Source organism: Brevundimonas sp. EYE_349 (assembly GCF_023147505.1).
Lineage (GTDB): Bacteria > Pseudomonadota > Alphaproteobacteria > Caulobacterales > Caulobacteraceae > Brevundimonas.
The window spans coordinates 288,449-302,644 of the sequence record NZ_JAHXPB010000004.1; the positions used below are offsets into that span (position 1 = coordinate 288,449).

Annotated in this window: 16 protein-coding genes; 5 read left to right on the forward strand and 11 right to left on the reverse strand. The window is 66.3% G+C overall.

All coding sequences use genetic code 11. The annotated features are described in order from the left end of the window. Positions 1-55: 55 nt before the first annotated feature. Positions 56-1,318: a DNA polymerase IV gene (locus KZX42_RS09775; RefSeq protein WP_248119013.1), complete on the reverse strand. Its 1,263-nt coding sequence runs from the start codon at positions 1,316-1,318 to the stop codon at positions 56-58. A 112-nt stretch (positions 1,319-1,430) separates the two neighbouring features. Between KZX42_RS09775 and KZX42_RS09780 the strand changes: the two genes are divergently transcribed. Together KZX42_RS09780 and KZX42_RS09785 are read left to right on the forward strand one after the other, a co-directional pair. After that, on the forward strand, positions 1,431-1,796 hold the full coding sequence (locus KZX42_RS09780; protein WP_166622562.1) for a response regulator: 366 nt from the start codon (positions 1,431-1,433) through the stop codon (positions 1,794-1,796). Next, positions 1,793-3,154 carry a PleD family two-component system response regulator gene (locus tag KZX42_RS09785; RefSeq protein WP_248119014.1) on the forward strand — a complete coding sequence of 454 codons (1,362 nt, stop codon included), beginning with the start codon at positions 1,793-1,795 and terminating at the stop codon, positions 3,152-3,154. Before KZX42_RS09780 ends, KZX42_RS09785 begins: the two co-directional genes overlap by 4 nt. 74 nt (positions 3,155-3,228) lie before the next feature. On the opposite strand, the gene rpmG is transcribed toward KZX42_RS09785, so the two are convergent. After that, positions 3,229-3,396 carry a 50S ribosomal protein L33 gene (gene rpmG, locus KZX42_RS09790; RefSeq protein ID WP_003164451.1) on the reverse strand — a complete coding sequence of 56 codons (168 nt, stop codon included), beginning with the start codon at positions 3,394-3,396 and terminating at the stop codon, positions 3,229-3,231. 126 nt (positions 3,397-3,522) lie between these two features. Between rpmG and KZX42_RS09795 the strand changes: the two genes are divergently transcribed. After that, positions 3,523-4,089, forward strand: coding sequence for a hypothetical protein (locus KZX42_RS09795; RefSeq protein ID WP_248119017.1), 567 nt, complete (start codon positions 3,523-3,525; stop codon positions 4,087-4,089). Positions 4,090-4,091: 2 nt separating this feature from the next. On the opposite strand, the gene KZX42_RS09800 is transcribed toward KZX42_RS09795, so the two are convergent. The 4 genes from KZX42_RS09800 to rnr all read right to left on the reverse strand — a co-directional run bounded on the left by KZX42_RS09800 (position 4,092) and on the right by rnr (position 8,461). Continuing rightward, positions 4,092-4,439, reverse strand: a complete 348-nt coding sequence (locus tag KZX42_RS09800) for a DUF5990 family protein (RefSeq protein ID WP_282438905.1) — start codon at positions 4,437-4,439, stop codon at positions 4,092-4,094. A 9-nt stretch (positions 4,440-4,448) separates the two neighbouring features. Next, on the reverse strand, positions 4,449-5,159 hold the full coding sequence (locus KZX42_RS09805) for an NUDIX domain-containing protein (RefSeq protein ID WP_248119022.1): 711 nt from the start codon (positions 5,157-5,159) through the stop codon (positions 4,449-4,451). 58 nt (positions 5,160-5,217) lie between these two features. Next, positions 5,218-6,012 (reverse strand): hypothetical protein, encoded by a 795-nt coding sequence (locus KZX42_RS09810; RefSeq protein WP_248119024.1) that lies wholly within the window; start codon positions 6,010-6,012, stop codon positions 5,218-5,220. A gap of 139 nt (positions 6,013-6,151) precedes the next feature. Beyond that, entirely contained in the window at positions 6,152-8,461 is a 2,310-nt protein-coding gene (gene rnr / locus KZX42_RS09815) for a ribonuclease R (protein WP_248119026.1), read from the reverse strand. Positions 8,462-8,566: 105 nt separating this feature from the next. Here rnr and KZX42_RS09820 point away from each other — a divergent pair, with 105 nt between their 5' ends. Together KZX42_RS09820 and KZX42_RS09825 are read left to right on the forward strand one after the other, a co-directional pair. After that, positions 8,567-9,967: a cystathionine beta-synthase gene (locus tag KZX42_RS09820; protein WP_248119028.1), complete on the forward strand. Its 1,401-nt coding sequence runs from the start codon at positions 8,567-8,569 to the stop codon at positions 9,965-9,967. A 4-nt stretch (positions 9,968-9,971) separates the two neighbouring features. After that, complete coding sequence (locus KZX42_RS09825; protein ID WP_248119030.1) at positions 9,972-11,135, forward strand: cystathionine gamma-synthase; 1,164 nt, start codon at positions 9,972-9,974, stop codon at positions 11,133-11,135. Here KZX42_RS09825 and KZX42_RS09830 read toward each other — a convergent pair. The 5 genes from KZX42_RS09830 to KZX42_RS09845 form a co-directional block, all read right to left on the reverse strand. After that, a complete protein-coding gene (locus KZX42_RS09830) occupies positions 11,120-11,590 on the reverse strand; it encodes a thioesterase domain-containing protein (RefSeq protein ID WP_248119031.1) in 471 nt (156 codons plus the stop codon). The two genes, KZX42_RS09825 and KZX42_RS09830, sit on opposite strands and share 16 nt — an antisense overlap. Positions 11,591-11,785: 195 nt before the next feature. Continuing rightward, entirely contained in the window at positions 11,786-11,920 is a 135-nt protein-coding gene (locus KZX42_RS17235; RefSeq protein ID WP_282438885.1) for a hypothetical protein, read from the reverse strand. A 227-nt stretch (positions 11,921-12,147) separates the two neighbouring features. Next, positions 12,148-12,858: a TorF family putative porin gene (locus tag KZX42_RS09835; RefSeq protein WP_248119033.1), complete on the reverse strand. Its 711-nt coding sequence runs from the start codon at positions 12,856-12,858 to the stop codon at positions 12,148-12,150. A 35-nt stretch (positions 12,859-12,893) separates the two neighbouring features. After that, positions 12,894-13,826, reverse strand: coding sequence for a nitronate monooxygenase (locus tag KZX42_RS09840; protein WP_248119035.1), 933 nt, complete (start codon positions 13,824-13,826; stop codon positions 12,894-12,896). Positions 13,827-13,886: 60 nt separating this feature from the next. After that, positions 13,887-14,024 (reverse strand): hypothetical protein, encoded by a 138-nt coding sequence (locus tag KZX42_RS09845; protein ID WP_248119037.1) that lies wholly within the window; start codon positions 14,022-14,024, stop codon positions 13,887-13,889. Positions 14,025-14,196 lie beyond the last annotated feature (172 nt).

Sequence of the window (14,196 nt, forward strand, 5' to 3'; positions counted from 1 at the left end):
CGGCGGAAACCCCGGTCCTCGGGTCAAGCCCGAGAATGACGAGGCGGGGATCTCTTCACCCCTTCAGCGCCCGCCCCGCCACCACGGCGTCCTTGCCGAACTTCTCACGCAGCACGTCGATGGCGCGTTCGGTCTTCAGGGCGCGGGTCTCGGGTGTCTGGAACAGGCCGGCGGGCGCGTCCTCCGCGTCCTGAACATCGGCCATGCCGATGCCGATCAGGCGATAGGGGCGGCCCAGTTCCGGTTTCAACAGGTCCCGCCCGGCGGCGAACAGGGCGCGCGCGGTCTGGACCGGATCGGGCAGGGTGATGCGGCGGGTCACGATCTTGAAATCCGCGCGCCGCAGCTTCAGCACCAGGACACGACTGGCCACCCCGTCGCGGCGGGCCTTGGACGCCAGCTTCTCGCACAGCGGCCACAGCTCGGCCTCCAGCGCCTCGGCCGACGTCAGGTCTTCGTTGAAGGTGGTCTCGGCGCTCATCCCCTTGCGGTCCCGCTCGGGGTTCACGGCGCGGGCGTCGCGGGCGTAGGCCAGGTCGTGCAGGCGCAAACCCGATTCGCCGTAGCGTTTGACCAGATCGCGCACGTCCGCCCGCGCCAGGTCGCCGATGGTGGAATAGCCGTCGCTGCGCAACGCCTTGCCGAACACCGGGCCGACGCCGGGCAGGGCGGTGACGGGGCGGGGCGCCAGCAGGCTTTGCGCATTCGCCGTCCCCACGACGGAGAAGCCGCGCGGCTTATCCATCTCCGACGCCATCTTGGCCAGGAAGCGGTTGGGCGCCAGGCCGATGGACACGGTCAGGCCGGTCGCCTCCTCAATCCGCTTCTGAAACCGGATCAACTGCAGCGCGGGCGGCCCGCCGTTCAGTCGTTCGGTTCCCGACAGATCGACCCAGGCCTCGTCCAGCGACAGCGGCTGGATCAGCGGCGTCAGTTGTCCCAAGGCGCCCAGGATACGTTGGGATTCGAAGACGTATTTCGTGAAGTCGGGCCGGATGACCACGGCCTCCGGGCAGGCCTTCAGCGCCTTGAACATCGGCATGGCCGAGCCGACGCCGTACTGGCGCGCGACATAGCAGGCGGTGGACACAACGCCGCGCTTGCCTCCGCCGACGATAACCGGCTTGTCACGCAGTTCCGGCCGGTCGCGCTTCTCGACCGAGGCGTAGAAGGCGTCGCAATCCATGTGGGCGATGGACAGCTGGTCCAGTTCGGGATCGGCGACAATCCGTCGCGATCCGCACGCCGGACATCGGCCATCCGGCGGCCCGGCGGGGTCTTCGCCGGTCCAAAGGCAGTCGCGACATATGGCCTTCATGGCCACGCTTAAGGTCTCCGTAAGTTTGGCTTCACCCCAACTTAAGACTGCCCGCCTACGAATGCGACCAACGAGGCGTCCCGCGTCAGAGGGGCGCGCAGGTCAGGTGATGATGTCCAAGAAAGTCCTCATCGTCGAGGATAACGAGCTGAACATGAAGCTGTTTCATGATCTGCTCGATTCCCAGGGCTATGAGACCCTGCAGACCCGTGAAGGGCTGCAGGCGCTCGCCCTGGCCCGCGCCCATCACCCCGACCTGATCCTGATGGACATCCAGCTGCCGGAAATCTCGGGGCTGGAAGTCACCAAATGGCTGAAGGACGACGAGGAACTGAACCACATCCCCGTCATCGCCGTGACCGCCTTCGCTATGAAGGGCGATGAGGAGCGGATCCGCCAGGGCGGCTGCGAGGCCTATATCTCCAAGCCGATCTCGGTCATGCATTTCCTCGACACAATCCGGCAGCACCTGGGATGAGCGCGCGCATCCTCGTGGTCGACGACGTGGACGTGAACGTCCGCCTGCTGGAAGCCAAGCTGACGGTTGAATATTACGACGCCCTGACCTGCAACGACGGGGTCACGGCCTTGGCTCTGGCGGCTGAGCATCAGCCGGACCTGATCCTGCTGGACGTCATGATGCCCGGCATGGACGGGTTCGAGACCTGCCGACGGCTGAAGGCTGAGGCTGCGACCCGCCACATCCCGGTCGTGCTGGTCACCGCCCTGGACGGGCGTCAGGACCGTATTCGCGGGCTGGAGGCGGGCGCCGACGACTTCCTGACCAAACCCATCGACGACGTGATCCTGTTCGCGCGGGTCAAGTCGCTGACCCGGCTGAAACAGGTGATGGACGAACTGCGCGAGCGCGAGGAAAGCGGCCGGCGCCTGGGCGTCGATTCTGACGGAGCGACCCGGCTGCGCAGCGAGGGCGGCCGCGTGCTGATCGTGGACGATGACCTGCGACAGGCCGAGAAGATCGCACATGAACTGGGTTCGGAACACCGCGTCACCATCGAATCCAACCCGGATGCGGCCCTGGCGGCGGCGCGCGGCGTGTTGGACCTGATCATCGTCAATGTGGCGGCGACCAGCTTCGACGGTCTGCGGATCGTGGCCCAGGCCAAGTCGGGCGACGCCCGCCGAGCGCCGATCCTGGCCATAGTCGATGCAGCCGAACGGCCGCGCATGGTCAAGGCGTTGGAGCTGGGCGCCGCCGACATCCTGCCGCGCCCAATCGACACCGAGGAACTGTCGGCGCGGGTCCGCACCCAGATCCGCCGCAAACGCTACACCGACTTCCTGCGTCATAAGCTGGACAGCAGCATGGAGATGGCCGTCACGGACGCCCTGACCGGCCTGCATAACCGGCGCTACATGACCGGCCAGCTGCAGGCCCTGGTAGGCCGTGCGGCCCAGGGCGGCGCCCAGGTGGCGGTGCTGGTCCTGGACATCGACCACTTCAAGTCGGTCAACGACGGCTTCGGCCACGATGCCGGCGACGAGGTGCTGGTCGAGTTCGCCGTGCGCCTGGCCACCAACGTCCGCGCCGTGGATCTGCCGTGCCGCATGGGCGGCGAGGAGTTCGTCGTCGTCATGCCGGGCGCTAGTCTGGAGGACGCGGGCCGTGTCGCCGAACGCATCCGCCGCGATGTCGCCTCCGCCCCGTTCCGGGTCATGGGCGGCAAGGAGCAGATCACCATCACCATCTCGATCGGCGTGGCCGCCACGGTCGGCGACGGCGACACGCCCGAAGGTCTGCTGAAACGCGCCGATGAAGGGGTCTATGAGGCCAAGGCCGCCGGCCGCAATCGGGTGATCGCCCGCGCGGCCTGAGGTCAGGCCCCGACAACGAAAAACGCCCGGCTGGAGACCAGCCGGGCGTCCTCGATTTTCAGCCGATCAAGTGCTTACTTGATCTTGCCTTCCTTGAACTCGACGTGCTTACGCACGACGGGGTCGTACTTCTTGACGACCATCTTCTCGGTCATGGTGCGGGCGTTCTTCTTGGTGACGTAGAAGAAGCCGGTGTCGGCCGTGGAGTTCAGGCGGATCTTGATGGAAGCCGGTTTGGCCATCGGAATTACCTCTGCGACGGCGAAAGCCGCTTAAAATAAGAGGCGCGGAACATACTCAGGATCGCCCCAAAGTCAACGGGCGCGATGACGCGTTGATGGGGCGGGGCGCACATATAGTCTGACCGCATGAAAATCGCATCCCTGCTGGCCGCTGCGGCCCTGATCTCCCTCGCGTCCGCCGGCGTGGCGGCCGCGTCTCCCGCGCCGGCGCAGCACGATTTCCTGGCGCGGTTGAACGCCCTGTGCGGCCAGCGATTCGAAGGCCGTGTCGTCACCACCGACGCCGCCGACGCCAGGTTCGCCAGCGAGCGGCTGATCATGCACGTCCGCGACTGTTCGTCGGACGAGGTGCGCATTCCCTTCGCCGTGGGGGCGGATCGTTCGCGGACCTGGGTCGTGACGAAGATGGGCGCCGGTCTGCGGCTGAAGCACGACCATCGGCACGCCGACGGAACAACCGACGTGCTGCACTGGTACGGCGGCGACACGGCCAACGCCGGCACGGCCGAGCGGCAGGAGTTCCCGGTGGACGCCGAATCTGTCGCTCTGTTCAACGCCAATGACGCGGCGGTCTCGACCACCAATGTCTGGGCGATGGAGGTCTATCCCGACCGGATGTTCGCCTATGAACTGCGCCGCCCCAACCGCCATTTCCGCGTCGAGTTCGACCTGAGCAAGCCGATCGCGGACTAAGGTCAGATGGCGCGCCAGGCCTGAAGCGGCCGCACCGTGGCGCAGGCCGGGCCGCCGTTCCGGGCGCGGCCGGGCAGGATGATCTCCAGCACACGTCCCTGACGCGCCTGGGTCAGCATATCGGCGGAAATGTCGTGAACGTCGATCTTGGCGCGGCGGCTCCATTCGCTGGCGTGCTGACCAGCCGAGGTTCCGATGGCGATATAGACGAACCGCCGCGTCGACCCCTCGCGCCGCACGAAGGGGCCGGTCAGGCGGCCGTCGTCGGACAGGGTGATCGGCGCGTCGAAACTGATCGGGCCGTCGCCGGCGATGCGCGCCCCCACCGGCATATTGGCCTTGTCTTGCAGGCTGTAGGGTCAGTCCCTGTGTTCGACGCGGTGCTGTCCGTGCGCCATACGCACGAAGGGCAGGGGACGGTTCGGCTGCGTCAATCGTTCGGCCAACTCTCCCAGCACGAATCGGGTGATGGCCGGCAGGTCCAGCGCGCGCGCCTGATCCAGCGGCAGCCAGGCGATCTCGTCCAGTTCGCCCGATCCCGCCGTCGGCTCGGGCGTCAGCAGGGCCTCGGCCTGCGCCATGAAGAAACGCGCGTCGAACCGACGTGCGCGGCCAGGCGGGGTGATGGCGCGCGCGATATAGGACAGGACCGACAGATCGGGCAGGGCGCCCGCCTGCCGATACTCGCGCCACGGTCCGGCGACGCTGGCTGACGGCGCGGGCCGACCCAGGATCAGACCCGTCTCCTCGAATGTCTCGCGCACGGCGGTCAGGGCCAGGGCTCGCGCGCGGCGCGCGGGCAACTCGATCTCCAGCCTCCGCGCGACGTCGGACGACAGATCGCCCGTCGAGGCGGCGGTGAAGTCGCTGCGGTCGATCCGCCCGCCCGGAAACACCCATTTCGACGCCATGAACACATGACCGGGCGCGCGACGCCCCATCAGCACCTCGGGCCGCGACCCGCCCCGCGTCAGGATCAGGGTCGCAGCGTCCTTGGGCCTCTGCCGCACGCCTGTCACGCGCGGCGCGTCGGCCAGGTCCTGAGTGGCGTCGAAGGGGGCGGCAGACATGCCCGATCAATGAACCGGGACGAAAGATGGGGCAAGCCGCCTGACCTCCCGGCGGACGTCAGTCTCTGCGCCGCCAGTACGCGACATAGGTCCCCGCTTCCTGCTCGTCGGGCCGGTAGCCGAAGCGATGAGTGACCGATGTCAGGCGAATCTTTTCGTCCGACGGTCGCAGTGTCAGGAAGGCGGCCATCAGTCGGTCGCGGTCCGCGTTCGAAAGGTTCGGACGGGTTTCGCCCGACACCTCGCAGAGGGTAGACGCGCAGGTGACCTTTACGGACGTAATGTCTTCGTCGAAGGCGGATACATCGTGATAGCCCTGTGAAAGCGCCTGTTCGGCTCGTGGCGACCAGGCTGCGTCTCGAGGGCCGTTCGCCACCTCGGCCTCAAGGACTTCCGGATCAGGGCGCGTCTGGCGTTCCGGCGCGTTCTGGGCAGACAAGGTTGTCGGCGCCGGATTCGGCTCAGTGGGCGACTTCGCGGTCTCATAAGACAGCAGGCTGGCGGCGAGCAGGGCGGCGGTGATCATGATCGGTCTCCAACGTCGGGTGAGGAACGCGCGGCCCAGAGGCGGCGCGTCGGGACGCGGAGGCTTTGAGGCGTCTGTCGGGAGCGGCGCCAGATCGATTAAATCGTCACGATTTTCTTGGGCGACCAACAGGCGGGCGATTTCACGACTGGAGCCGATGCCGGTCTTGCGTCGTGCGGACCGGAAACGTTCGTTCACCGCCAGTTCGGACAGCCCCTTCAGGACGGCGATGGACTTGGCCGTGTGGCCCTGCCCAAGAAGGATCAGCAGTTCGCGCTCGGCTGCGTTCAGGCGAGCGAGTGCGGCGTCGAAAGGCTGATCCTTCATCCCGCTCATCCCGGCGAAACCCGGGACCCAGTGCTTTCGTTCGCACCGGCGGTCGGGATTGGCGTTTGTGTCTCGCGACCAGCGCTCTTCGCCCGCAGACCTGGGTCCCGGCTTTCGCCGGGATGAGCGGATGTTGGGGTCACTTCCGCTTGCCCTTGCGGACGCCTTTCAGGCCGCCGGACGGCTTGGCGCCGTTGCGGGGCTTGGGGCCGCCGGGGCGGTTCTTGCCGCGCATCGGCGGGCCGTCGCCGCCCCGCCCGCGCACGCCATAGCGCGGGGCCGCAGCGTTGGGATCGCGAGGTTCCGGTTCGCTGAGCATCTCGAAGACCAGACCGCCGGTGACGGGCGTGGCCTCGCGCAGCTTGACCTCGACCATCCGGCCCAGGGTGAAGCGCTTGCCGGTGCGTTCGCCGACCAGGGCGTGGGCGCGGTCGTCGTGGGTGAAATATTCGCTGCCCAACGTCGAGACCGGGACCAGACCATCCGCGCCCGTGTCCTCCAGTCGGATGAACAGGCCGAAGCGGGTGACGCCGGTGATGCGCCCGGCGAAGGTCGCGCCGATATGCTCCTCAAGGAAGGCGGCGATATAGCGGTCCATGGCGTCGCGTTCGGCGGCCATCGAGCGGCGCTCGGTCGTCGTCACCTGTTCGGCGATGGCGGGCAGTTCGGCGATTTCGCGGTCGGTCAGCCCATCCTTGCCCAGGTTCAGAGCGCGGATCAGGCCCCGGTGCACGATCAGATCGGAGTAACGTCGGATCGGCGAGGTGAAGTGGGCGTAGCGGTCCAGGTTCAGGCCGAAGTGGCCCACGTTCTCGGGGCTGTAGATCGCCTGCATCTGGGTGCGCAGCACGACCTCGTTGACGACATCGGCGTGTTCGGTGTCGCGCGTCTCGTCCAGCAGCTTGTTGAACCGTTTGGTCGTGCCCGGCTCGCCCTTGTTCCACGGCTTGCCGATGGTCGACAGGAAGTCGGCCAGATTGAAGATCTTCTCCTGACTGGGCGCGTCGTGGATGCGGTAAATGAGCGGGGTCTTCTTCTGCTCCAGCGTCTCGGCGGCGCAGACGTTGGCCTGGATCATCATCTCCTCGATCAGCCGGTGCGCCTCCAGCGAGGTGCGCTTCTCGATAGAGGCGATGCCGCCGTCCGGCGCCATGCGGATGCGGCGTTCGGCGGATTCGATCTGCAGGGGGCTGCGCTTGAGGCGACCCTTCAGCATGGCGTGATAGGCGTTCCACAGCGGATAGAGGATGGCCTCCATGATCGGGCCGGTCGTGTCGTCGGTCTGGCCATCAATGGCGGCCTGGGCCTGTTCGTAAGACAGTTTGGCGTGCGACCGCATCAGGCCGCGCACGAACCTGTGGCCCGTCTTGCGGCCATCCTTGTCGAAGACCATCCGCACGGCCAGGCAGGCGCGGTTCTCGCCCTCCTTCAGGCTGCACAGGCCGTTCGACAGCACCTCCGGCAGCATCGGCTCCACGCGGTCGGGGAAATAGGTCGAGTTGCCTTTTTCGCGCGCCTCGCGGTCCAGTTGAGAGCCGGGGCGGACATAGGCGGCGACGTCTGCGATGGCGACCCAGACGATCCAGCCGCTAGGGTTCTTTGGATCTTCGTCGCGCACCGCATAGACCGCGTCGTCATGGTCGCGCGCATCGGCGGGGTCGATGGTGATGAAGGGAACCTCGCGCAGGTCCTCGCGGCCCTTCAGCGTCGGCAGTTCCTGATCCTCGGCTTCGCGCTCGACCGCCTCGGAGAAGCCGGTGGGGATGCTGTGGGCGTAGATGGCGATCAGTGAGGCGGCGCGAGGATCGTCCTCCTTGCCGATATGCTCCAGGATCTTGCCGCGCTTGGGGCCATAGCGGTGGTCGCCCTTTTCGATGGCGGCCAGGACCAGATCGCCGTCGCGTAAGCTCCCGGACTGGGCCTGGGGCACCAGCAGGACGTCCTTGGAGCGGCGGTCGACCGGCTCCACGCGGGTTTCGCGCGCCGATTTGCGGATGACGCCCAGGACGCGGTTTATGCCGATATCCAACTTCTTGATCAGGCGGGCTTCCCAGCCTTCGGCGCCGCGCTGGAACTTGACCAGCAGTCGGTCGCCCAGGCCGGGGGCGGCCTTGGTCTTGTCGGGGATCAGCAGGGCGTGGGGGGCGTCGGGGCTGGCCTCGACCAGGCGCACGTGCAGTTCGCCGTCGCCGTCACGCTCGATCACATCGGCGACGCCGACGGGGGGCAGGGCGCCGGCTTCGGAAAAGCCCTTGCGGCCGCGCTTGCCCAGCCGGCCTTCGGCTTCAAGCTCGCGGATCATTTCGCGCAGGGCCCGGCGGTCGCCGCCCTTCAGTCCGAAGTGGCGCGCGATATCGGTCTTCTCGGCCGATCCGGCCTCGCGCAGGAAGGCGACGAGGGTGTCTTTGTCGGGGAGACCGGCGGGCGGTCTCTTGGATGATTTGGTCATTAGGTCTTTACGTAGCGCGGAACCGCGCGTTTGGGTCAAATCTTGCGTGATTTGACCGGGTGGATGTGGGGCTTCAGCTTCCGCCGATCCCGAATGGAGTCTTCGATGTCCCTCAACGCCCCCGCCCTGAGCGCGACCGTATCGTCGCCGCTGGATCTGATCGGCAAGACGCCGATGGTGGAGGTGACGAAGATCGACACCGGGAAATGCCGCCTGCTGCTCAAGCTGGAGTCCCAGAACCCCGGCGGCTCGATCAAGGACCGGATCGCGATCGAGATGCTGGACGCCGCCGAACGGGAAGGCTGGCTGAAGGAAGGTGGAACCATCGTCGAGGCGACGGCCGGCAATACGGGCCTGGCTCTGACGCTGGTCGGCCGCGCAAGGGGATATAAGGTGCTTCTGGTCATCCCGGACAAGATGTCCAAGGAAAAGATCCAGCATCTCAGGGCTATGGGCGCCGATGTTCGCCTGACGCGTTCGGATGTCCCGCACGGCCACCCGGAATATTACACCGATATGGCCGAGCGCCTGTCGCAGGCCATCCCCGGCGCCTATTACGTCAATCAGTTCGCCAACCAATCGAACGCCGAGGCCCATGTGAAGACGACAGGGCCGGAGATTTGGGAACAGACGGGCGGCGACATCGACGCCTTCGTCGCCGGCATCGGTTCGGGCGGCACCATCACCGGCACGGCCCGGTATCTGAAAAGCGTCGGCTCCAAGGCCGAGATCATCCTGGCCGATCCGGTCGGTTCGACCCTGGCGGGCATCGTCAACGACGGCGTGCCGGGGCCGGAGGGCGGCTATACCGTTGAAGGCATTGGTCAGAATTTCGTGCCCGACACGGCGGACATGAGCTTGATCGACAGGGCCTATTCCATCCCTGACGTCGAGGCCATCGCCACGGCGCGCGAACTGTTGCTGAAGGAAGGGATTCTGGCGGGGTCGTCGTCGGGCACCCTGATCGCCGCCGCCGTGCGCTGGTGCCGAGAGCAGACCGAGGCCAAGACCTGCGTCACATTCGTCTGCGACACAGGCGCCAAATATCTGTCCAAGGTCTATAACGACGCCTGGCTGGCGGATCAGGGTCTGGGCGAGCGGGAAATCCACGGCGACCTGTCGGACCTGATCAACCGCAAATACGACAAGGGCGACGTGGTCGTCGCCGGCCCCGGCGACACCCTGGACACCGCCTTCAAGCGGATGAAGGGCGCGGACGTGTCGCAACTGCCGATCATAGAGGACGGCCGTCTGGTCGGCATCCTGGACGAAAGCGATCTGATCCAGGTCATGAACACCGACGAGATCACGCGCAAGGAGCGGTTCGCCAAGCCGGTGTCCTCGGCCATGACGCGCGATCTGGACACGGTTCAGGTGAAGGAGCCGCTGGACGCCCTGATCCCCGTCTTCGACCGCGACCGCGTGGCCATCGTGCTGGACGGCGAAAAGTTCGTCGGCCTGATCACGCGCACCGACCTGATCAACCACCTCAGCCTGAATCGCTAAGCCCATGTCTGACAAGAAGAACAGCAAAGGGTTTTCGACCCGCGCCATCCATGCCGGACAGCATCCCGACCCGACGACGGGCGCGGTGATGACGCCGATCTACGCCACCTCGACCTATGCCCAGGAAAGCCCAGGCGTGAACAAGGGTTACGAATACGCGCGCGGGAAGAATCCGACGCGCGAGGCGTTCGAGGCCTGTATCGCGGACCTGGAGGGCGGCACGCACGGGTTCGGCTTCGGCTCGGGCATGGCGGCGACGTCGACGGCGCTGGAACTGCTGGACGCGGGCGATCATATCGTTACAGGCGACGACCTGTACGGCGGTTCGTGGCGGCTGTTCGAGCGGGTGCGGCGGCGCACCATGGGTCTGGATTTCGCCTATGTGGACCTGAGCGACATCGCGGCGGTCGAGGCGGCGATCACGCCCAGGACGAAGATGCTGTGGGTCGAGACGCCCACCAATCCGCTGATGAAGCTGGCCGACATCGCCGCCCTGTCGAAAGTGGCCAAGGCGCACGGGCTGCTGCTGATCGTGGACAACACCTTCGCCACCCCCTTCTGCCAGCAGCCGCTGAGCCTGGGGGCCGATGTGGTGATGCATTCGGCGACCAAATATCTGAACGGCCATTCGGACATCATCGGCGGGGTGCTGGCGACCGCAGACGCTGAGCTGGCGACGCGGATCAAGTTCCTGCAGAACTCTGTCGGCGGGATCATGGGGCCGTTCGACGCCTTCCTGGCCAATCGCGGCCTGAAGACCCTGGCGCTCAGGATGAAGGCGCATTGCGAAAACGCCCTGACCGTGGCGCGCTGGCTGGAGACGCGGGCGGGCATCGCCAGGGTCATCTATCCCGGCCTGATCGCCCACCCGCAGCATGAACTGGCCGCGCGCCAGATGCACGGCGGCTTCGGCGGCATGGTGACGGTCATCCTGGATGGCGATCTGGAGCGCACCAAGCGCGTGCTGGAGCGGGTTCAGGTGTTCACCCTGGCGGAATCGCTGGGCGGCGTCGAAAGCCTGGTGAACCACCCGGCGATCATGACCCACGCCTCGGTCCCCAAGGAGGTCCGCGAGGCGGGGGGCGTGAGCGACAACCTGTTCCGCCTGTCAGTCGGCGTGGAGAACGTCGAGGACCTGATCGCGGACCTGGATCAAGCGCTGGGCTGACCCCCGGCGTCGTCCATCCTGAGGGCGACGAATCTGCCTTCGAAACGGCCCGCGGCCTGACCGTTCTCGGTCAAGGTCGCGGCGACTGTGATCCGCGCCTTGCCCTTGCGGTTGAACAGGGCGAGGAAGCGCGACCAGTTGTCGGGATCGGCCAGCACGGCGGTGGACTGGAACGCGCTTGCGATAGGCTGGTCATAGTGGACGGTGTTGGATTGGATCACCAGTCGCGCCGTCAGCCCCTCGGCCTTCAGTTTCGTATGTACCAGCGACCAAGCCGACAGGATGGCCAGGGCCGAGGCGCTGCCGCCGAAGACCGTGTCACGATGGTTGATGTTGGGGGCCAGCGGCGCCTGCAGCGTCAGAGCGTCGGCATCGACCGTCATGACCTCGACCTGCATCGCCTGGGACAGCGGGATATGATCGCGGAGGTAGGATTGAAGGGCGTCATTGGTCATGACGCCTTCCTTAGCAACTGCCTTCGGGACGCGGCCAGCCCTCAGCCCGCCAGGACGGTCTGGTGGCCGGTGACGGGCGGCAGCTTCTTCTCGGGGGCGGGGCGTTTCACTGGCGCCTTTGCGGGCTTGGGCAGGGCGGCACGGCGATCTCGACGTCAATGATCGGGGGGATGTCGCTGGCGGCCATCACCTGGGTCAAGGGGCCGTGTTCCACCAGGCGGCGTTGGCGCGCAGGTTGGTGAGCTCGCCGTCGAAGGCGATGACGCCGGCCTTTTCGGGGCTAGGCGCGTTCGCGTTGGACGCCTGGAGCGTGTCCGTGGACAAAGACATCCTGCCGCCGTCATGTGGCGCGATGAAGCCGCAGCCTTTGGTGGGATTGCAACATTTAGCAGAGCCGGTAGCCATCTCGACACGTCCGTCTGGCGTTGGCCGCAGGCAGGGAACCCTGGTCGGCCGGTCGGGTCTGAATTGGATCGGCTTTGGGACCTCGGTGCGTGACAAGAGCAGCGGCGTTACGCTGAGAGGGATCGACACGCCCCCGTTCTGCAAGGGTGGCGTCAGAAGTCGTAGGACACCTTGGCGACCAGGGCCTGTTTGTACTGTTCGCCAAAGGTGTCGGCGTCGGTGTCGTGATAGCGGACATCGAGCGACAGGGCGTTGGTCAGGGCGTAGGTCACGCCGGCGTTCCAGCCGGTGTAGTCGGGTCCGCCCGTCTGGTCGCGCCGCCCCACCGCCGCCGCGCCGTTCAGCCGGGGGGTGAAGTCCCAGCCGATCTGGCCCTCGATCCAGGTGAAGGATTGGGTCGAGCCGGCGGCGTCGGGCGAATATTGGACCTGCAGTCGGGCGCTGGCCGGGCCGATGGAGCGGCTGATGTTGCCGGTCAACTCCCAGGCGTCCTCGTCATAGCCGCGCTCGGCGCCCAGGCGGTTCTTGTAGGCCAGGTTGACGTCGAACTGATAGCCGAAGGCCTCGGGCTGATAGCCGATGACGAACTCGGCCTCGACATTCGAGCCGCCCGACTGGACGGTCTCGAAGCCGGGGCCGGCGTAGAACAGGCCGTCCGCGCTCTGCCACGTCGCCGAGCCGAAGGCGTAGCCGTCATTGCCGGACTTCGACGCATTTTTGGACCGATTGTCCGTGCCGGCGCCCAGTTCGAACGACCAGGCGTCCCTCCACGACGGAGCCGAGGCGGTTTGGGCCGCCGCCGGTGCAGCCAGCGCGGCGGTGACGGCGACGGCGGCGAACATGGGGGCGGCGGTGCGGATCATGACGGCTCCAACGCGCGAAATGCGGTTCGGCGCCTTTAACGTGCTCCGGTCTTGATGGCGAATTGATCCGTGGCCTGAGCGAACTCTTGTCGCAGGCGCGCCACCAGTTCGGCGGTCGGCAGGACGTCGTGGATGGCGCCCGCCCCCTGGCCCGCCGACCAGACGGTTTTCCAGGCCTTGGCCTCGGCGCCCATGTCCAGCTTGTGGTCCGGCAGTTGCTTGGGGTCGACGCCGTTCTCGATCAGCGACTTGCTCATGAAGTTGGCCGGAATGCCGGAGACGGCGGGCGTATGGACGATGTCGGTCGAGCCGCTGTCGATGATCATCTGCTTGTAGGCAGGGACGGCCATCGCCTCGTTCGTATTGATGAAGCGGGTGCCCATATAGGCGAAGTCGGCGCCCAGCATCAGGGCGGCGGCCACGTCCTGACCCGTCGACAGGGCGCCCGAGAGAATGATCGTGCCCTCGAAGAAGCTGCGGACCTCATTAACCAGGGCGAACGGGTTGATGATGCCCGCGTGGCCGCCGGCGCCGTTGGCCACCAGGATCAGGCCGTCAACGCCCGCCTCGGCCGCCTTTCGCGCATGGCGGATGTTGGCGATGTCGTGGAAGACCTGACCGCCATAGCCATGCACCGCATCGACCACGTCGCGCACGGCGCCCAAGGAGGTGATGATCAGCGGCACCTTCTCCTCGACCGACACCTCCAGATCGGCCATCAGCCGGGGATTGGTCTGGTGCACGATGTGGTTGACGCCGAAGGCGGCGGCCTCTGGCCTCAGCCGCGATTTGATGTCCTGGACCCACTCGCGATAGCCCTCGGTCGTGCGCTGGTTCAGCGAGGGGAAGGTGCCGATCACCCCGGCGTTGCACGCCTCGACCACCAGGTCCGGCCCCGAGACCAGGAACATGGGCGCCGAGATGATCGGCAGGGTCAGACCTTTTTGCAGCGAGGTGGGAATGGCCACGGGCATCTCCTTGGTTTTCTTTCGCTACGCTTAGCGGGCTATTGCGGGGGAAGGCAATCGTCAGCGCGGCGGTGCGTTGAAAGGCACGCCGACCGTGAAGGTCCGGTCCTCGTCGCTTGGGCCGAGACTTGCCGGATCCAGCCGGCCGCGCTGCACGACGTGGATGCCGGCCTGTCCAAGACCGAGCCCTGCTGTCATCGGTGGTCCAATCTAGATTTGAGACATGAGCGCGAAAAACAGGGTCTCAATCGTCTGAAGTCGGGTGGTCGTGAAATTGCACTGCACTCGGGAAGGGCGTGCAAAGTCCAAGGGCGTGCAATTGTGCGGGTGAAGTTGGACTTGGAAAAAAACAGTCCAGCGAGTTCAAGTG